28 protein-coding genes and 1 tRNA gene are annotated in these 17,054 nt (G+C 51.5%); 6 read left to right on the plus strand and 23 right to left on the minus strand.

The window, feature by feature from the left end:
- Window positions 1–46 precede the first annotated feature (46 nt).
- From CFI10_RS19365 to CFI10_RS09340, 3 genes are all read right to left on the minus strand, one after another.
- Complete coding sequence (locus CFI10_RS19365; RefSeq protein WP_277987750.1) at window positions 47–181, minus strand: hypothetical protein; 135 nt, start codon at window positions 179–181, stop codon at window positions 47–49.
- A gap of 242 nt (window positions 182–423) precedes the next feature.
- Entirely contained in the window at window positions 424–759 is a 336-nt protein-coding gene (locus CFI10_RS09335; protein ID WP_206841610.1) for a hypothetical protein, read from the minus strand.
- 70 nt (window positions 760–829) lie between these two features.
- On the minus strand, window positions 830–1,963 hold the full coding sequence (locus tag CFI10_RS09340) for a phage/plasmid replication domain-containing protein (RefSeq protein WP_206841614.1): 1,134 nt from the start codon (window positions 1,961–1,963) through the stop codon (window positions 830–832).
- A gap of 65 nt (window positions 1,964–2,028) precedes the next feature.
- Between CFI10_RS09340 and CFI10_RS09345 the strand changes: the two genes are divergently transcribed.
- Window positions 2,029–2,406 (plus strand): helix-turn-helix domain-containing protein, encoded by a 378-nt coding sequence (locus CFI10_RS09345; protein WP_206841616.1) that lies wholly within the window; start codon window positions 2,029–2,031, stop codon window positions 2,404–2,406.
- Between the two features lie 72 nt (window positions 2,407–2,478).
- Here CFI10_RS09345 and CFI10_RS09350 read toward each other — a convergent pair whose 3' ends face one another.
- Together CFI10_RS09350 and CFI10_RS09355 are read right to left on the minus strand one after the other, a co-directional pair.
- A complete protein-coding gene (locus CFI10_RS09350; protein WP_206841621.1) occupies window positions 2,479–2,679 on the minus strand; it encodes a hypothetical protein in 201 nt (66 codons plus the stop codon).
- Window positions 2,679–3,038, minus strand: coding sequence for a hypothetical protein (locus CFI10_RS09355; protein WP_206841624.1), 360 nt, complete (start codon window positions 3,036–3,038; stop codon window positions 2,679–2,681). Before CFI10_RS09355 ends, CFI10_RS09350 begins: the two co-directional genes overlap by 1 nt.
- 346 nt (window positions 3,039–3,384) lie before the next feature.
- Here CFI10_RS09355 and CFI10_RS09360 point away from each other — a divergent pair, with 346 nt between their 5' ends.
- Both CFI10_RS09360 and CFI10_RS09365 read left to right on the plus strand, forming a co-directional pair.
- Window positions 3,385–3,699 (plus strand): hypothetical protein, encoded by a 315-nt coding sequence (locus CFI10_RS09360; protein WP_206841627.1) that lies wholly within the window; start codon window positions 3,385–3,387, stop codon window positions 3,697–3,699.
- A 480-nt stretch (window positions 3,700–4,179) separates the two neighbouring features.
- The gene (locus CFI10_RS09365; protein ID WP_206841629.1) at window positions 4,180–4,374 is read left to right on the plus strand and encodes a hypothetical protein; all 195 of its coding nucleotides are present in this window, start codon (window positions 4,180–4,182) and stop codon (window positions 4,372–4,374) included.
- On the opposite strand, the gene CFI10_RS09370 is transcribed toward CFI10_RS09365, so the two are convergent.
- The 9 genes from CFI10_RS09370 to CFI10_RS09410 form a co-directional block, all read right to left on the minus strand.
- On the minus strand, window positions 4,367–5,311 hold the full coding sequence (locus CFI10_RS09370; protein ID WP_206841631.1) for a zonular occludens toxin domain-containing protein: 945 nt from the start codon (window positions 5,309–5,311) through the stop codon (window positions 4,367–4,369). The two genes, CFI10_RS09365 and CFI10_RS09370, sit on opposite strands and share 8 nt — an antisense overlap.
- Window positions 5,308–5,607: a DUF2523 family protein gene (locus CFI10_RS09375; RefSeq protein WP_206841633.1), complete on the minus strand. Its 300-nt coding sequence runs from the start codon at window positions 5,605–5,607 to the stop codon at window positions 5,308–5,310. Before CFI10_RS09375 ends, CFI10_RS09370 begins: the two co-directional genes overlap by 4 nt.
- Window positions 5,607–6,758 (minus strand): virulence factor TspB C-terminal domain-related protein, encoded by a 1,152-nt coding sequence (locus CFI10_RS09380; protein WP_206841635.1) that lies wholly within the window; start codon window positions 6,756–6,758, stop codon window positions 5,607–5,609. The genes CFI10_RS09375 and CFI10_RS09380 overlap by 1 nt, the downstream gene beginning before the upstream one ends.
- Before the next feature lie 140 nt (window positions 6,759–6,898).
- Window positions 6,899–7,027, minus strand: coding sequence for a major capsid protein (locus tag CFI10_RS09385; protein WP_206841637.1), 129 nt, complete (start codon window positions 7,025–7,027; stop codon window positions 6,899–6,901).
- Window positions 7,028–7,231: 204 nt separating this feature from the next.
- Window positions 7,232–7,561: a single-stranded DNA-binding protein gene (locus tag CFI10_RS09390; RefSeq protein ID WP_206841640.1), complete on the minus strand. Its 330-nt coding sequence runs from the start codon at window positions 7,559–7,561 to the stop codon at window positions 7,232–7,234.
- Window positions 7,562–7,572: 11 nt separating this feature from the next.
- The gene (locus CFI10_RS09395; RefSeq protein WP_206841641.1) at window positions 7,573–8,634 is read right to left on the minus strand and encodes a replication initiation factor domain-containing protein; all 1,062 of its coding nucleotides are present in this window, start codon (window positions 8,632–8,634) and stop codon (window positions 7,573–7,575) included.
- Window positions 8,635–8,720: 86 nt separating this feature from the next.
- Window positions 8,721–8,918, minus strand: a complete 198-nt coding sequence (locus CFI10_RS09400) for a hypothetical protein (protein ID WP_206841643.1) — start codon at window positions 8,916–8,918, stop codon at window positions 8,721–8,723.
- A complete protein-coding gene (locus CFI10_RS09405) occupies window positions 8,919–9,128 on the minus strand; it encodes a hypothetical protein (RefSeq protein ID WP_206841645.1) in 210 nt (69 codons plus the stop codon).
- Window positions 9,128–9,322 (minus strand): hypothetical protein, encoded by a 195-nt coding sequence (locus CFI10_RS09410; RefSeq protein ID WP_206841647.1) that lies wholly within the window; start codon window positions 9,320–9,322, stop codon window positions 9,128–9,130. The genes CFI10_RS09405 and CFI10_RS09410 overlap by 1 nt, the downstream gene beginning before the upstream one ends.
- Before the next feature lie 135 nt (window positions 9,323–9,457).
- Here CFI10_RS09410 and CFI10_RS09415 point away from each other — a divergent pair, with 135 nt between their 5' ends.
- A complete protein-coding gene (locus tag CFI10_RS09415; RefSeq protein ID WP_206841650.1) occupies window positions 9,458–9,745 on the plus strand; it encodes a helix-turn-helix domain-containing protein in 288 nt (95 codons plus the stop codon).
- Window positions 9,746–9,815: 70 nt separating this feature from the next.
- On the opposite strand, the gene CFI10_RS09420 is transcribed toward CFI10_RS09415, so the two are convergent.
- The 4 genes from CFI10_RS09420 to CFI10_RS09435 all read right to left on the minus strand — a co-directional run bounded on the left by CFI10_RS09420 (window position 9,816) and on the right by CFI10_RS09435 (window position 12,065).
- A complete protein-coding gene (locus CFI10_RS09420) occupies window positions 9,816–10,112 on the minus strand; it encodes a hypothetical protein (RefSeq protein ID WP_091824080.1) in 297 nt (98 codons plus the stop codon).
- Window positions 10,113–10,159: 47 nt separating this feature from the next.
- Window positions 10,160–10,813: a response regulator gene (locus tag CFI10_RS09425; RefSeq protein WP_341868551.1), complete on the minus strand. Its 654-nt coding sequence runs from the start codon at window positions 10,811–10,813 to the stop codon at window positions 10,160–10,162.
- A 95-nt stretch (window positions 10,814–10,908) separates the two neighbouring features.
- The gene (locus CFI10_RS09430) at window positions 10,909–11,358 is read right to left on the minus strand and encodes a response regulator (protein WP_242530171.1); all 450 of its coding nucleotides are present in this window, start codon (window positions 11,356–11,358) and stop codon (window positions 10,909–10,911) included.
- Between the two features lie 41 nt (window positions 11,359–11,399).
- On the minus strand, window positions 11,400–12,065 hold the full coding sequence (locus tag CFI10_RS09435) for a DNA-binding protein (protein WP_206841653.1): 666 nt from the start codon (window positions 12,063–12,065) through the stop codon (window positions 11,400–11,402).
- A gap of 142 nt (window positions 12,066–12,207) precedes the next feature.
- On the opposite strand from CFI10_RS09435, the gene gap reads away from it, so the two are divergent.
- The gene (gap, locus tag CFI10_RS09440) at window positions 12,208–13,212 is read left to right on the plus strand and encodes a type I glyceraldehyde-3-phosphate dehydrogenase (protein ID WP_091824072.1); all 1,005 of its coding nucleotides are present in this window, start codon (window positions 12,208–12,210) and stop codon (window positions 13,210–13,212) included.
- 106 nt (window positions 13,213–13,318) lie between these two features.
- Window positions 13,319–13,404: transfer RNA gene (locus CFI10_RS09445), tRNA-Leu, on the plus strand.
- A gap of 577 nt (window positions 13,405–13,981) precedes the next feature.
- Here the strand turns inward: CFI10_RS09445 and CFI10_RS09450 are convergent.
- The 5 genes from CFI10_RS09450 to CFI10_RS09470 all read right to left on the minus strand — a co-directional run bounded on the left by CFI10_RS09450 (window position 13,982) and on the right by CFI10_RS09470 (window position 16,880).
- Window positions 13,982–14,143 carry a hypothetical protein gene (locus tag CFI10_RS09450; protein ID WP_206841656.1) on the minus strand — a complete coding sequence of 54 codons (162 nt, stop codon included), beginning with the start codon at window positions 14,141–14,143 and terminating at the stop codon, window positions 13,982–13,984.
- A 76-nt stretch (window positions 14,144–14,219) separates the two neighbouring features.
- Complete coding sequence (locus CFI10_RS09455) at window positions 14,220–14,369, minus strand: hypothetical protein (RefSeq protein ID WP_206841661.1); 150 nt, start codon at window positions 14,367–14,369, stop codon at window positions 14,220–14,222.
- The gene (locus tag CFI10_RS09460) at window positions 14,362–15,099 is read right to left on the minus strand and encodes a hypothetical protein (RefSeq protein ID WP_206841663.1); all 738 of its coding nucleotides are present in this window, start codon (window positions 15,097–15,099) and stop codon (window positions 14,362–14,364) included. The genes CFI10_RS09455 and CFI10_RS09460 overlap by 8 nt, the downstream gene beginning before the upstream one ends.
- A 10-nt stretch (window positions 15,100–15,109) precedes the next feature.
- Complete coding sequence (locus CFI10_RS09465) at window positions 15,110–16,486, minus strand: phage terminase large subunit (RefSeq protein ID WP_206841671.1); 1,377 nt, start codon at window positions 16,484–16,486, stop codon at window positions 15,110–15,112.
- Window positions 16,479–16,880: a hypothetical protein gene (locus tag CFI10_RS09470; protein WP_206841673.1), complete on the minus strand. Its 402-nt coding sequence runs from the start codon at window positions 16,878–16,880 to the stop codon at window positions 16,479–16,481. The genes CFI10_RS09465 and CFI10_RS09470 overlap by 8 nt, the downstream gene beginning before the upstream one ends.
- Window positions 16,881–17,054 lie beyond the last annotated feature (174 nt).

The following is a 17,054-nucleotide window of genomic DNA, read 5'->3' on the forward strand; positions in this document are numbered from 1 at the left end:
AAGAAAAAAAGGGGGCCGAAGCCCCCAGCGCTGGAGAAACGCAGTCTTAACGACCGCGAATCATGCCGATGAGTTCACCGGCACCACGACGAACAACGACAAAGCCCGCAATGGCAGCACCGATAACACCGATACCAGTCACAACAGCAGCAAAGTCTACAGCACCTGTAATTGCTTCCATGATTCACCTACCTATATTGATTGATTTAACAAGTTGAGCAGCACAAAAACCGGCCAGCATGCAGATGGCAACGCTGGTAAATCCGGCCCCGAACATAGCCGCTAGATGCTCGGGGTTCAGTTGCGCCAAATCAAATGCCATGAGCACCTGATCGGACGGAATAATTGCCCATTGTTCAGAGCACGTCAGAGAACCATCCGGATTGGATGTAAGAACGCCTTGGCACAATGGGAACGAAGACATTACGAAACCTTACTGACCGGTGCAGAAGCTGTTACAGCCTTATTAATCCGGTCGGCAGCATTCTTGACAAATGCAGCGTAGGGCGCGATCTGGGCACCAAAGCCGAGGCGGTAAGACAAGTTGCCTTCACGAATATCGACCTCGATATCAGTCACAACCTCCTTGCCTTCGAGATCCATGAACTGGACATGCTTGCCCTCTTCAATATCCCGGTTAAACATCATGACGGTGATCGCTTCCGATCCAGACGACTTTAACGTGATCTTGCCGAGTTTTTCCTTGCCGCCTTTGATTGAAGCAATATCAACATCGAGAACCTTCATAATAACGCGCATGTTTTTTACCTCTCGTTTTGATATCAATTCGTTCTCGAGGAGCGTTAGCCAGGAGAACAAAACGATATCGTTAAGCAACCAATTGGAGATTAGGACGGGCGTCCGCGTGGCGGTACCAGCTCGGGGCAGATACCTCCTGAACTTCAACTTTCTTGGCCTTGACGATATAAACCGGACTGAACCGGCTGATATCGCAAGCGTGAGCAATGTCGATACCAATGTTTCGCAACCGTGCACGGTGGGTTTGAACCTGTGACTTCTGAAGATCAAAACGCTGACCATGCATCCACTGGATGGCATACATGGCCGTGGTATTGGCGGCTCGGGTGGTCTCGACAGTGCCTGAACTGATCAGGCGTTCAGAAATGCTTTCGAGGGTCATGGCTTCTACCTGCAAACGGCTATCAATGGACACAAACTCAGACTGCAACGGCTGGAATATCGACTGATCAAACAACCCCCAGTAACGGGCATTCATGCGTGTTAACTGGCGGCCTTTGATCTTCTGTTCAAAGCGGACAATGCCGTTTTCAGAACAGAAACGGATCACATCACGGACATACTCAACTTCAGTACTTTCAGGGCCGTATTTTCTGAGGACTTTGGGGAGCAAATGGAGGCCCAGCTCGTGGGCCTTGTCGTAGACACTGGGGTAAATCAAGTTGGCTGCACCCTTCTTGGACAGCCAGTCAACGGTCTTACCGTTGGTGTGTAAACGAGGGACAGAGTTACGGTAGTTCAGCGTTGACAAGCCTTTCAGGTAGTCATCTGAACACCCCTCACCTGCGGCGCGGTTCGTGGTGGTGTGGACCTCCTTCAGAACCGCGCCGTCCGTCATCTGACGGAGTTTTGCAGAACCGGAAACCTTATCTGTCATGTGCCATACCTTCGTACACTTGGTGAACTCAGGCAGGCCCAGCGAACGAAGAACACGGTTATAAACCGCCACACATTCGTCCAGGGACTTAAGACCAAACAGATTATCGAGACGACCATACCGGGAGGGATTACCGGAGACAGTCAGGCGGTTGCCGGAAATGCGAATCTTGATCGAAGTGCAAAAAGAACCTTCATGCTGCCACGCTGGCTGACAAATCGCCCCGCCCTCGCCTGTCGCGGTATCAATGTTCTGATACGCACGATCAGCGACGAGCGGGAGCTCAAAGTCAAAATCTTGGTAGATTTCTAGCCAGTCAAAGAACACAAAAAAGTCCCTTTATGTACACATGTGCAATTTCAATGCGTCATATATACAACCAACAAACATACATGTCAAATAAAGACGTAGAATCATGCCTATATGCAACAGGAGATCACGGAATCATGCATATAGGTGAAAACCTCAAGAACATTCGTAAAAAAATGAAAATGTCTCAGAAGGAACTGGCAGAGGCGTCAGGGATAAGCTCTGCACAGATATCGAGAATAGAAAAAGGAGACCAGAAGAACCCACAACTAGAAACGGTTGTATCGCTGGCAACCAACCTAGGGGTATCACTGGAAGAACTGGTATTTGGGGAGAAAAGCCCTAACGAAATCAACTACTTAATGAAAGCAGTTGACGAAATGGAAACCGAAGAAAAGGAATTCATAAAGAGACTGATAAAAACATGCGTGATAACAAGCCAGAGTAAACGGCTAGAGTAAGGTTTACCCCGGGAAACCGGGGTAAAGTTCGGGTGTCACTGGAACCCGAACGCCTCCGGCGTCAGATCAGCATCACAAGGCGCGCATCGCTTCAACCACCGCGACCTCTTCCGGCGTCAGCCACATCTGCACCTCGCCCCGCGCCCTGCGCCGCTCGCGCTCGGCTTGCTTGCGTTCAGCCGCTGACATGGCACCGCTTTTAAGATTCGGCTTGCGGCCCCGCCGCTCAAGCGGCAAGGGGCGGGTCTGTTTGTCCAGGTTATCGCGTGCCATTACCGGTATACCTCGCGGCCTAGTATGTGGCCGTGGTGATCTAACTCCATGTTTGCCGCGGTTATGTAGTCAAGCACTTTGCCAAGCTCTGCATCCGTCTTGTCGCCTGTGTACACGTAACCGGTCAGCACACGCGCAAAGCGTATGTTATGCATCACGTCATCCAGCATGTTGTTAAACCACTGCGACCCGTCGTCGTGCGGTGTAATAAGCCGCAGCACATTAGCCAGTGCATCCAACGCTTTGCCAAGCTCAGCATCCGATTTTTGACCTGTATACACCGCACGCACAACAGAGCTTGCCGCCGCCGTTTCGCGCATTACGTCCACGGCCATTTTTGCGTAGGTTTTTGCGTCCATTGCCTTTTCCTCAATTTCGTGACTGTCACTAAATAATATACCCGCACCGGCACCAATGCAAGCATTAATTTGTGATTGTCACGATAAAAAAATAAGGAATAAGGCCTCGCATAATGCGCGTTATGTGACGGGTCGCCCAGCTGCGGCGGGCCGTGAGATTGTGCCCGCCGCCCCCTAAACATAACGCATTGACCATTATACGAAGTACCATAATCAGACAGTTTCAGCGCTTCCAGATCAATCAGCACTCACTCACAGCACCGCTAGACCCCCTCAGAACCCATCCATACGATCCCCAATGCTCAATGAAGAGCATGAAAAACTTTCAAGATAAAGGATCGAAAAAATGAACCCCAATAATGTGGTCTATCTCCGAAAGCTGCACTTCCATAGCCGATGCGGTCGCTATTGCGCATTCCTGACCCATGTAGACCTGATGCGACTGTTGAGCGTGTCACGACCCACAGCCTACAGGATCATGCAGAACCAGCGAATGAGCGCCGTTCAGCGTGAAATTCTTGAACTGAAACTATTTGGGCTCATACCTGGCTGGGACGGTTGGCGAATTGGCCCGAATGAACTCTATGACCCTACCGGCTACCGATACAGCATTGGCGACATCATGAGCCTACCACTTTTGAAATCAATCAAACTCGGTTAGTCGAGATCAGCCAGACCGGCAGAGCCTGAAGGTTTGGAGACTTTACCCCCCTATTAGTATATGGGGGTAATAAGGGTTTTCCCTTACCGCGGCAGCATACCCAAACACCCAAAAGCGGTTGATCAGTGCGCGGGGCCGCCGGAGGCAGAACGGCAGGCACGGCGGACGCGGACCGGGAGCCGTGCCGGGTATGGTGTCGTGGACGCTGGGCGCAATGCGATAGACAAGGAAAGGCCAAGGTATCGGCGGTGATAGACCAGCACACTGACCAAGCGGTATCATGCCGCCTAATATGCCTACGGCATGGGCGCAGTATTATAACTTTGGATTATATCGAAAAATGGCACAATGAATCTGGCATGGTTTTTTATTTATCATAACATGTTGTTTTTATTGAGTTATTTGTTTGTTTTTGGTGCAACAATAGTTTTTATGCAATTGTCGTGCCTAGAATATTTTTGAATAAGCGAGGGAGTGACAATGGGACTGGAAAACCGAGATTGGTATAAGGAAGACCGCAAGCGCCGGGACGGCATGACGTTCAAACCAAAAAAAACCGCATCCCAATGGAACGCGGCACCCGGTGACCTGGACACGAAGACAATCACGTTATGGCTGTCGCTGGCCGTGAACGTGATGCTGGGACTGGCACTGATATACGTAACATCTACATAACAACAGGAGCCGAAGAGGCGGGTCCGGGATCGCCAGAGCTACGTGCCTTCGCTTCTGGCGCTTCCCTGCCCCGCTTCTCATAACCCGCTGGACTATGGAAATTGAGCGTTGAACCACGAGCATGAATCATACATTGCTCAAATGAGAGTGAATCAACTGTACGCCCGTCTATATCATGGCATCGGCACTCGGTTTCCTGAGCCCAGACAACACAGCCATTCAATGGGCGACGGCCACGCGTGACCTCAACAACTAGCGGATCATGACGAACCTCAGCAACCTGGACACCGGAAGCAGCCTGAGCACCGTCAGTAACAGTCTCACCCGTGAAAAACGCAAAAGCCTTGTAACCAAGAAACAACATTGCAAATAGAGCAACGACAAGACCAAAGGCCGACATTTTTAGCCAACTCGGAAGCGTGGCTTTATGTGTATGCACAGTTGCCGATTTATAGCAGTCAAAGAGGGACTTATCATACCGCCAGAGAAAATTATCACATGACTCAAGCAGCGATCTCGATTTAGTGTCTATCGTTTCATCACGACGAAACACTTTTACATTGTGCGTACCGTACTGGCGTTGAATGTGATAGTGACGCCCAACCAAATCCCTTATGTGAGCGTGCAGGAGCCTTTCACGCTGAGTTATAAAAACAAGATCATGACCAGTATGACGATGAACTTCTAGCGCCTGAATTGCAGGATTTTTTGCGCGACCTTGCCCGTCAGGGCCAAAACGCTGTTGGCACTCATCATAAACGACGACAGACCCGTCGGGTGTTTCTCGCCAATCCTCAGGCGAAACCTCGACACCATCAATATTAAGGCCATCAATGTCTGCATAAACAGTACGCCCCTGCTCGATAAACTCTTTTATTAGCTTGATAGCATAGAGCGATTTACCCGAACCCGGAACACCCGTTATTAACGTAATCATGACGCCCCCTTCCCTTTATATGATAGTCCCATGGACTGAGTTGCCATTACTAATGCAACGCGAGTTAAAAGCGCACTACCGATTATAGAAAAAAACTCAGAGATACCGCAGAGCAATGCAAGCTGTAGAGCATCCGCAGGCAGACCATCAAGCCCATCAATAGCATAATCCAGCGCCTCAGTTATGAGTATATCAAGACCCGAAAATACGACGGCAGTAATACCGGCATGAATCATCCAGCTATTAACACCGCCCTTGGCAAAGTTTTCCAGTATTTTAAACAGACCCTTAAGCATTACGTTCTCCTACTGGCACCCACGATAATAAACGCCGCGATAATACCGGCAATCATGAGCAGAATCGGCTTGAAATATGTCGTAGCGCCATAACACGCAGTTTCATAACTGAAAACAATCTGACTACCCATAAACTGAGTCGTTACAGGTGATGGACAGGAACCAGAACCAAGACCTGAGTTGTAATCTTTTCGCAGGTCATCAACAGTCAAAGTCTCGACAGGGAACTCTTCCGGTTGCATGTCCTCCGGCGTTTCTTGCGTCCAGTCGATCCAGTCGCAAATCACAGAAGCCCACTCGCAGAACCCGGGCCACTGGGATGATGCAGAAAGGGGCCGTTGTGATGGCGTTGCAGCCGTATCCTCAGCAGGGTCAGTATTTTCAACCGTAGAAGTGGAACCATCAGGGTTAGTAACAACGATAGTATCAGGCGGATTAAATGTTAAATCAGGACTGGTATCAGCAAGATCCCGGAGCCAGTCGCGTATTGCATTTCTGAGCCTATCATTCGGCGAAGGGTTGCCAGACGGCTGCCTAAATAATCCATCTAAAGAACCAAGGGGAGCACGTTCAACCCATTTTTTTGCCTCTTCCAAAAAATCCGCGTCAGAAACATCAACTATTGTCGGAATAGTAGATACTGGCAAATCAACGGGGCAATTTTGAGTAACAATGGATTGAGTATAAGTGTATGTAGGGCCGTGTCTAGTACGCTCCCAAAAGCATTTAATTTGCCCATTTGACATAGCTTCCGAACCTGATAGAGCGCCTGTACAACGGTAATCTGTACACGGCGCAGTTGAACAAGCTGATTCATATGAGGTTGTGTATTCACCGTCAACAAAAGCACATCCATCAATCTGATCAGGATCAGGTAAATCAACAACTTTAGTGACCTGATTAGTTAACTCATCTATTGCCCAACCAGCGCCGCCAACAATCGCACCCAATCCCGCAACTGCAACAGCAGAACTCGGGTTTTTATTTTTTAAACTATAGAACATAGCCGCGAGATCGTCTGGAGTATAATCAACAGAAACTTTTTTATATCTCGGAATATGGGAACCTTCGAAACTGGTTTTAACAGCGTAATCAACGCGAATATTAGAACCAACGCGCTTTTTTCCAAGGACGCTGTATGCCTGAAACACAGCGCTACCAGCCGTAGCGGCACTTATTTGAACAGAATATATCCCGCAGAACATAATACAAAAAGCACAAACCAGCCTGTTAAATCGACCACACATAATCCTCCCCCCGAATAAAAAAGGGAGCCGAAGCCCCCTCAGGATCAGGCTGCGCGACGCAGCTTTTTCCAGATTTTGAGCCCAACCTCAACGATCAGACTTGCATTTGCAATTGCCGCAATTGCGACACCACCCGCGACGATCGCAGCTACCGCTTCTGTAGTATCCATCATGGATCTCCTGTTTTTTGGTTTATGGAGCTTGTCTTACCTTTCGAGCAACCCAAGCCAGTGCGAAAAGCCCCAGAACCGCACTGCTGAGTAATCCGGCATCCTGAACGGACAGAGCAGGAATAACCGAGAATTCAGAAACCGGCACCCACTGACACTGGGACAGGTCAGGCGTACAAACCTGAACAACGTCATTGGGGCCGAGCATTATTTAGCCTGCGCAGTAGTTGCGGCAGATCCCGTCGCACTTGTTTGGGCCTTTGGCGCGGCAGGTACGAAGACCAGCTTTCGCGAGTCGATACCCAGACCCCCGAAGCGATCCACTGCAAGCGCTTGTTCAACATCAAGCGTGTAATCACCTGGACGCAAGGCATCAGACGGTGAGTTGTGAGCGAGTTCGATTCGCTCAGGGAATCGGGAGCCGTGAAGGAAGACATGGGCCTTTTGCTTGAAGAAGCAGAAGTCTTTACCAGTACGGGCCGATGTACCTTTGAATTCGTCAGTTTCAGCACTTTCAACAAACACACGTATAGACATGGGTGAATCTCCTATTGAACAAGACCGGGCACGGCTACACGCGACAGCGAACGTGGCACAGCATCCCGGATTAACAGATTGATGATTTCGGAATCAGTCAGACCCGCCGACTGACGCATGACATTGATAACGCCGCCCCCTACTCGCTTCAGGTTTTCGACACTCGCGAGGTATGCAGCCTTTGCAGTGCGTTTGGTTGCGACAATGTTTCGTTTACAGGGTGACGGTACAGCCGTGACAGGTGAAGACTTGACCATTTCAAGCACTGCGGCCATGTACGGATAGAAACCGGCAAAATAGCTATCGGGATCAGTGAGGACATGGAGCGATATTTCACGGTTGGAAGACCGAAGCTCTACCTCATGACGAAACCAATTAGGATGCTCCGTTGACTGTAATTGCAGGCCTTTTTCATACCCGCGATACAACTTGCCACCACCACGAGAGCCAACATAGAACGTGCACCCTTTGGTGTACTCAATTTCTCGCTTGCCCTTTGCAGGCTTGCCACCAGAGCCGGAAATATCACATTCAGGCGGTTTACCACGAGTGATGAATTTCCCATCAAGAAAGGCTTCACGCGATGCATGGAAGCCACCAGTTACACCCTCGTAATCATCAAGGGCCACATCGACGCGAGTAAGGTTAACAAAAGGAAGTGAACGCAAAACCCGAGCAACAGTCGACATATCAAGTAGGCGACACCCCCTGCCGGTAATAGATACATAGCAAGACGCTTGAGAGCCACCAGAAGCAGCCATACCGATAACATGCCCATCAAGAACAAGATCGAAAGAGCGACGATAACCAAACACACCCCCTGCCCGTTCGATCAACTGAAAATGCTCTTCCCAGAGGTCACGGGTGGAATACTGACAGTTGGCAAAGATGTCCTTACCAACGGTCCAAAAGAAAGTTTTCAGTTCATCCAGTGCCGCGAACTCAAGCCAATGCACATCAAGCGGATCACCGACTGATTCACGGTACTTGATGAATTGAGACATGGTTTTGACCGGCTTGGCCTCTTCACTATCTGGATCAACGAATTGGCCGGAGCTGGCAAGGGTGCGCATTGGTGCAAGCTCTGACGGACACCATGTAAACGACAGGTAATCAATGATGCACAGTGGCTGCTGTACTGGCGTAGGTGGCAATACCATCAGAAGAACGCCCCCGAATCGTACAGTTCAGACCAGTTATCCGGTGTCACTTCGATCAGGAGTGCGGAGCCGTCCGGGACAGCGTCAGCAATGAACAGGCCCATTTCAGACTCAGAGGAGAATTCACGGATAACGCCCCTATCCATCAGATAGAAGGTTCCATGTATTTCCTCAAAGTAGAAGATGGGCGCAGACATTCAGAAGCCCTCAACCGGAAAATTGAGGTTGTCGGAAGGTTCAGAAACTTGTTCCGTATCCAGCAACGGCATTTCATGCTGACAGCCGCAGGTCTGGCACATGAAAAGGATCAGCTCAGGGTTGACCTTTGGATATAAACCGACGGAATACAGATCACCGCCACAGTCGAGGCAGCCGCCGGGAAGCTTGATATCTGATTTAGTGGCCATTATGCGTTCACCTGATCTTCATACAGACCAATGAAAAGAACAGTGAAACGGTACTCAGCATGTTCCTTGCGACGAATCAGGTCGGTGATCTGCTCAGCAGGCATGCTGTTGAAATCGGCATTCAGATATTCAGCCATCAATGAACGATAGTCTTCAGCAGCTTTGATAGCCGTGGAATCGAGTGTGATGTTCATTCCGTGAATCCCCTGTTGTGTTATCAACGTGTAGACATAGGCTAGGACGGAAGGAACCCAATGTCTACAGGTGTAGACATGTTACAAAGCGAAAACATCGACTAGCATTAAGAAAATTCAAGAATTGGAGGCGTTATGACGTACAGCGCACGCCTCATTGACGCAATGAAAGAGCGGCAAGGGATACCGTCGGATAACCAGGCGGCAGAAAAAATAGGGATAACTAGAGGAAACCTATCTAACATACGTTCAGGACGCCGAAATCTGACGCCAGAACAAACAGTTAGAGCCGCCAAGCTGGCCGGTATTGATCCCGGAATTGCGTTATTGAGAAGGTTTGAAGAAACAATAGACGATCTCGAAACGAGACACTACTTAGAAAAAATAACAGAGGAAATTCAAGAGGTTAGAGCGGTTTCCTAACCGTCATACTATACATTATGCGAACCTAAATAATCCCAAAAACAGCCATTGCGCATCAGTAAGCACTTATTTACGCATGATATATCTCGTGAGGATTTTGCAGATAATTGCAGATCAAACCGGGATGCAACTGAATTAGCTCTTCAGTAAGCTCAGACTGCACGACAAACATGGGATGACATGGAGAAAGATCAGTCTTGGCCAGCACCTCATAGAGATGCCCTCTCGTCAAGACAAGCGTATTGTGGTCGATCAGATCAGCCTCAAGCTGTACCAGCGAGCCCACATCAATCTCATTCCAGAGCTGAAGCGATTCCAGCATCATGTCGGCAACAAAGTCTGTTGAGACACCAGTATGCGGACTCATAACCACCACCTCTTGCAGCAAAAAGCTTACAGTCAGTATAGACCCGATCAGGCCTGTATGATTCCGGCCCTCAATGCGAGATGAATGATTTCGGAACCATTGGTGAGACTCAGCTTGCGAAGAATATTGGCACGGTGCGCATGAACTGTTTTAGGGCTGAGAAATATAGTTTCGGCGATGGCATTTACGCTGCGCCCCTCAGCCAAAAGTGTAAAAATTTCCAGCTCACGCCGGGTCAGCTGCGCAATGGGCGAATGCTCTGGCGGAACATGTGAGTCTTGCCCAATCTGATCACTGACCGACCTGGAGAAATAGCTGCGCCCACAATAGATTTCACGCACAGCATGCACAAGCTCATCCTGGGCACAGCGCTTGGTCACATAGCCTTTCACCCCCGCATCAGCCACCCGCGCAGGGTAAGGACTGGCCTCCCAGATTGTTAACACCAAAATACGCGCATAAGGATCAATAGCCAGAATATGCTTGATGGCATCAAGACCACCTGTCGTTGAGGTCGCCTCTACAGTCGTACTGTCAGCAGGCATGGCGAGATCCATTACAACGACATCAGGCGATAACTCTCGATACAGCTCAACAGCCTGTCTACCGTTCTCAGCCTCAGCCAAAATCTCCATATCTTCTTCTTTCAACAACATATGCTGGAATCCAGCACGGACGATCGAGTGATCATCAACCAGCAATATGCGGATAGTATCGCTCATATCAGCCCCCCGTGTGTTGATCGAAACGCGCAGAAAGAATACCAGAACCACCCTGCCAACTCACCACTCAGGAATTACCCTTTAGTATATTCCCCTATACTGTCAGCACCCCGATAAACACCAGAGGTGTCAACATCTACGGCCTCAGCCGAGAGACAAGCACTATTATCAAGATGAGCCGGCACTGCAACCAACTCATCACTGAATCCGATCAGTCGAATCCCTTCTTTATCACAATGAGCCAGCACACGTTCCAATGCTTTAAGCACCGACTCCTGTCGATCATTGAATCGATCCAGCTTTTCAACCTGGTGCCTGCGACGACTGGTGACCGTACGCAACACATAATCACCGGCATCCAGCAGCTGAATCGTGAGCCCTGCAAGCTTCTCACGCACCAGTACAGCCTTGGCAACTTCGAACAGAGCCTCATCAGAGCAACTCACCTGGTCGCCCGGCGAGCAGGCACGCAGACGCTCTGTCACTTCCTGTACGCCAATATCACTGGATAAATAAAATTCCATATTTTCAATTCATTAGGGAAGCAAGTTAAAAAGCTTTATGATCATTCACCCAGCCGATTCCTCAGTCGGGCATTCTCCTGGCTTAGCCGATCGCCAAGCTGACGCAAACGCTGAAGCTCTTCTTCCTGCATTCGCGAGCGTACCCGCAGCTCAATCATGGCCTCAGCATGCCCGCCATTTTCGGCGCCCATATGTTGCAGTTGGCGCACCTCACGCTGAGCAGTATCGCGCTCCACAGTAAGTTTCAACTGCTGCTCTTCCAGTTCAAAGACGCGCCTTTCAAGCTCACGCTTCTCCTGCGCCAGCTGCTCGCAGCGATCGAGCAGCCTTGCGTTCTGACTATGCGCATCAGAAAGAGCCCGCTCACCACCACTGTTTTTTTGCTGTGCAGACTGCAGCAACTCCTGCTGCCTTTGCTCAAGCGCCTGTTTTTGCTCAGCGAACTGATGCTCGGCATAAGCCAGAGCGCGATCCCAGGCCTGATTGGCCAAAGTCAGGACCGGTTCAGGAAGCTCAGGGTGCTCATTTCGACGAGAAATACGCTGCGCAAGAGTATGCCACCAGTCGTTCAGGGCGCGATTGATCGTCGTCAGACTACCGCTACCCAACCTCTCACGCACATTTTGCTGCGTGGGCCGGATTCCTTCTTCCAGAAGCTGATCAGCCACCTCAATGACCCGGGCATGTGTATCGCTTTTTTTGGACATATAGTACGCAATATGTATTGAATGATATGTATCGAGCTAGACCAATTTAACGCCTCACTGACAGGAAACGCAAGCCACACATACCCCGATCAGCCAAACTCATCTAAGATGCTGTAAAGCCTATAAAAAAGGAGCAGCAACCATGGCTATACGCATTGCAATCAACGGCTACGGCAGGATCGGTCGCAACATCCTGCGCGCCCTGTACGAGAGTGGCCGCGAGCAGGAGTTTGAGGTAGTGGCGATCAATGATCTTGGAGACAGTGCGATCAGTGCTCACTTGACCGAGTACGACTCAGTGCACGGCCGCTTTATGTGGCCAGTTCGCGCTGAAAAGGATCGCTTGATTCTAGGAGAGCACTCTATTCGGATGCTGCGCGAGCCAGATCCTCACGCCCTCCCCTGGCGCGAACTGGGCGTTGATATTGTGTTCGAGTGCACAGGTCGATTTACAGACCGCGAACAGGCCAGTATCCATTTGCAGCAAGGCGCCGGCAAGGTACTGGTTTCTGCCCCAGCCAAGGGAGCCGATGCAACTATTGTTTTCGGCGTTAACGAATCGATACTTACCTCAGAACATCAAGTTGTCTCAAACGCATCCTGCACAACGAATTGCCTGGCCCCGATGGCAAAAGCACTGAACGATTCGATCGGCATCCAGCAAGGCCTCATGACAACCATCCACTCGTACACAAACGATCAACACTTGACTGATGTGTATCACACAGACCTGTATCGAGCACGGGCGGCAGCTCTATCCATGATTCCAACCAAGACCGGTGCCGCCAAGGCAGTTGGACTGGTGCTGCCGGAACTCGATGGCCGACTTTCAGGTCTTGCTGTACGCGTTCCAACTGCAAACGTTTCACTGGTTGACCTGACCTTTACCGCCAACCGCAACACTACCGTTGAAGAGGTGAACGCCATCATGAAACGTGCAGCCGAGGCCAGCAAAGGGATTATTGAGTACAACAGCACTCCTTTAGTATCGATAGATTTCAACCATCACAGCGCCTCTACCATCTATGACAGCCTTCAAACTCAGGTGCTTGGCAGCATGGTTAAGGTGTTCGCCTGGTATGACAACGAGTGGGGTTTTTCTAATCGCATGCTGGATACAGCCAGCTGCATGCACAAGACCTCCTAAGCCAGGAAGCAGAGCGCGTATTTCGTTTGACTTTTTATTCAAGCAACGGGAAAATGCGCGCTCAACGCTTTGATTGAAAAGACCAAGCCCTTAATCAGCGCGCAAAGCCCCGATGGTGAAATTGGTAGACACAAGGGATTTAAAATCCCTCGGCCTTTGGCTGTACCGGTTCGAGTCCGGTTCGGGGCACCAGTAAACCAATAAAATCAATGACTTACGGGGCATTAAAGGCATTACCCACGATAATACCCATCAAACGAAAAACCCTTAAAAAGGGCTTTTTTATGGGTAATCAATATAACGGTTATCGGTCATCAACAGCGCCTTAATATGGCTCATGCTGTTTTAATACGTATCGTCCGATATGTACCCCGTACTATTACCCCGACTCACACCACCGGATAAACGCTTCCGATACAGCATCAGGATCATGCCCAGTGAAGGTGCAGACGTGCCGGAGCATCGGCCCCACTCTGCATAGGTCATCAAAGGCTTGTTCTTGTTCATGCGGTGGGATGTTCGGCTTGTACGGTGCCATGCCTTGCCAGTGTCGGCAGCCGTCCTGCAGCAGCGCAGCGAGAACAGACCGCCATAGACGTTCCGGGCCTGCAGGGTTGATAGACTCAGACAATGATGAATCAGGCAACAATGAATCAGGCATGATTTTTGCGTTCCATCCATCTGACTGAATCTAAAATAGATTGCCGTGCAACAATCCAATGCCTAGCAATTGCCGTGCCAATAGATTTTAACTATCAGGCCTGCAAAGTCAAAACGGCTCAGGGTCAGCATCAAGCCCCATCTGTTCACGCACACGGCACATAAACGCCTCTAAGCTCTCGTTGTCGTGCCGGAACACCAACAGACCCGTACCGACTTGCTCGGCCATCATCAACCGGCCCAGATCGTCAAAAATCAGCATCAGCTTCATGACATGGCCTCAATGGGTGGCCCTCCTCCCCGTGACTATAGACAGACTTCGGAAGGGATTCGGGCCATTGTTGGGGTTATTGGTTCTCAGGTTCCGGCTTAGGCTTGGGCATCGGCGGTAATCCCGTCCGGTCGCCCTGCTTGTCGCGCTGGTAGCCTTCAATCCACTGGTTGTAAATCTGATCCTTGTACCGGCCACCTTGAGCCGGGGATGATCGTTTAGCCATGCTGGCCACCTTCTACGGCTTCGGTGCCAAGCGCAGCGAGTAACTGCTCTTCGGCGCTTCGGGTGTCGGCTTCCTGCTTTTCGGCGATATGTTCGCCCATTGGGTCGCGCAGCTCGTTGGTGGTGCTCATGTAGGAATCGACAGCCAGGTTTAAGGCATGGGTGGCGGCATCCAGTGCGGCGCGTTGCTCTGCCAGCTCAGGGGCTACTTTCTGCAGGTGCATATCAATAAGAGACTCCACCGGCTCAGTAGTGCCGCCATACAGCGCGGGGGTGGTCGCATTGCGGACAGCCTGCAGGATCGCCACATCACCACTTAATGCGGCATCGCGTAGCATCTTGTCCCGTGCTTTCTGGTCGAGGCCGCGCAACACACTGCGGATCTCTTGAGCGGCGGCTTCGGTCTGGGGTGAATGGAGTCCGGCCTTTACTTCGGCATCGGACTTGATACGGCGCTCCAGAATGTCGAGTTGTTCGGCGGCGCTGGTCGCCTTCTTGCGTACTGCCTCGCTGGCCTGCTCAAAACGGCGCTTGTACTTCAATGCGCGGGCTTCACGGGTCAGGTTGGGGTCAGGGGTGGCGTGTAGTTTGGTCAGGCCATCATACAGACCGGACATAGTATCGACGGCGTTCATCACGCCCAGCAGCTCACCACCTAAGGTGCTGTTCATCAGCTTGGAGCGGGTTTTATCGGCATTCAGGAAAACGGGTTTGGTCTGGTTGCGTTTCATTTCGGTGCCCTCAGTTGGCAAAGGTAATAGGGATATGGGTTACAGGTTCGGAGCGGTTGAGCGCGTAACGACAAGCATCGGCGGCATGGTCTGGCGCAGTTGTGTCGAGGTCATCAATTCGACGTTGATCTCGGGGCAATGACGGCACGGTCAGCCACCAGTACCGGCAGAGCCGAGAGATATACAGCCCCGGCTTGTCGATAGCGCCAGCGTCGGCCAGCATACGGCGCATAACCTCCCAGCCAGCCGCTCGGGAGCCTTTCCGGGCACGTAGGAAGCGAACACCAGACCGTGCGAACTCATCGGCAATACTGCCTGCCTGCGAGCCTGTTCGGTTGAATATGGCGTCATCAGCCACGCCCTGAGGTGGTACGCCCCAGCGGTCGCACATAGCGCGTATATGGTCGGACAGATCCGGCACGGTCAGCCCTAAGCCCCGGTTGAGGTCGTCCTCGAGTACCGACGCGAACTCATCCAGCAGGATAACTGAGCCCTTGGGGTAGTATCTCCCGTCCGGGCCTTCAGCGCCGGGTGATTCAAGGCATAGGTACGTGACCGACGGCGCAGCGACGCCGAAGTCGTGAGCGAGGTACGGACGCCATGCCTTAATACTCGGGATCTCAGACCACGGCTCGACCTTGTTCCGGCTTTCATCCAGTACCGACGCGAAAAACGCCCCACGGATCACGCTCCAATCACCGTCGAGCCATGCCTTAGCGAGCTCGGGGTCGGTGCTGCAGGATGCCATCAGGTTGCGTCGGTACTTTTCTTGGTCGATAAACGGGTTGTCCCGATACGTCGTGCTGATCGTTACGAAGTCAGCGCCGGTTGCACTGCACTGGTACGGGAGCCAGGACTCCCTGAGCGCGTATCGTTGCGCCAGCCACGCATGACCAGCGCCACCGGGGTTAGCCAGTAGGATGAACCGTGTCGGGACGCCCTCAGGGGCTCGGAGGGATGATCTCAGTCGATCAACAAGCGCCGGAGTCGACCATTGCCCTGCCTCATCCACGGCGATATGGGTAAAGCTCTTGCCCTGAAACTTGAGGAAGTCGGCTTCCCGCTCGAGCTGGTCGAGCTGAATCGTAGCGCCATTGGGTAGGGTGAAGCGGTGTTTCTGAGCGTCGTATCGGGAGCCGTTGCCGTAGATTGCATGAAAGAATGCGCGGAACTCGCTCTCGAGATCCTGCAGGCCGGGGAAGCTACGACGCACCACCAGACAGCGAGCCTGTTCCTTGTACTGCTCACAATGCCGGAGGAACAGCGCAGCGAGGAAGCGGCTTTTACCGCCTGCCCTGCCCCCCATTGCAGCGAGGTCGTAGTCCTCGGGTATGGTCATCGCCTGAGCCTGCCACGGTGCGAGCTGGTCGGGCTTGAGCTCACTCATTCGGCAATGCCTCCTGCTTGACGCTGATCGCCTTCATGTAGTCGGCGGCGTCCATCGCTGCAGGGAGCTGAAACGTGATATTGAGCCGTTCGCCCTTTTCCTGAGGTATCTTTTCCGATACGCCATGCCGTGCGGCCAGCAGGGTCTGAGCGGCCTTTACATCGCCCTCGACAGCCTTGCTGTATAGCGCGTCGAGCAGGTTGTCGCGTTCAATACTGAGCGCATTGTCCCATACCTCCCGGCTCGGTTTATGCTCTCTCAGAACCCTGCGGAACTGGTCGAGCGGCATCCCGAGCGCATCAGCGGCGCGGGACTCAGACAGCAGACCATTGGACGCCATCGCCTCGAGGTGCTTTTTCGCTCCGGGCGGGAGCTTTTCAAAGGGTCTAGCCATTGGTTAAACCTATCAAATAGGGGTTAAACGATAGGTTAAATATATCACAACAGCCGAAAAATTGCTCGAGTTGATGGGTAAAAAGATGGGCTGCGGGTTATATCAATTGCAGGTCATTGAAAATTAAGGAAGGGTTGCGCCTCGATCAGGTATCGAACCGGAGCGCAGCAGGCT

It is taken from the genome of Marinobacterium iners (genome assembly GCF_017310015.1).
Lineage (GTDB): Bacteria > Pseudomonadota > Gammaproteobacteria > Pseudomonadales > Balneatricaceae > Marinobacterium > Marinobacterium iners.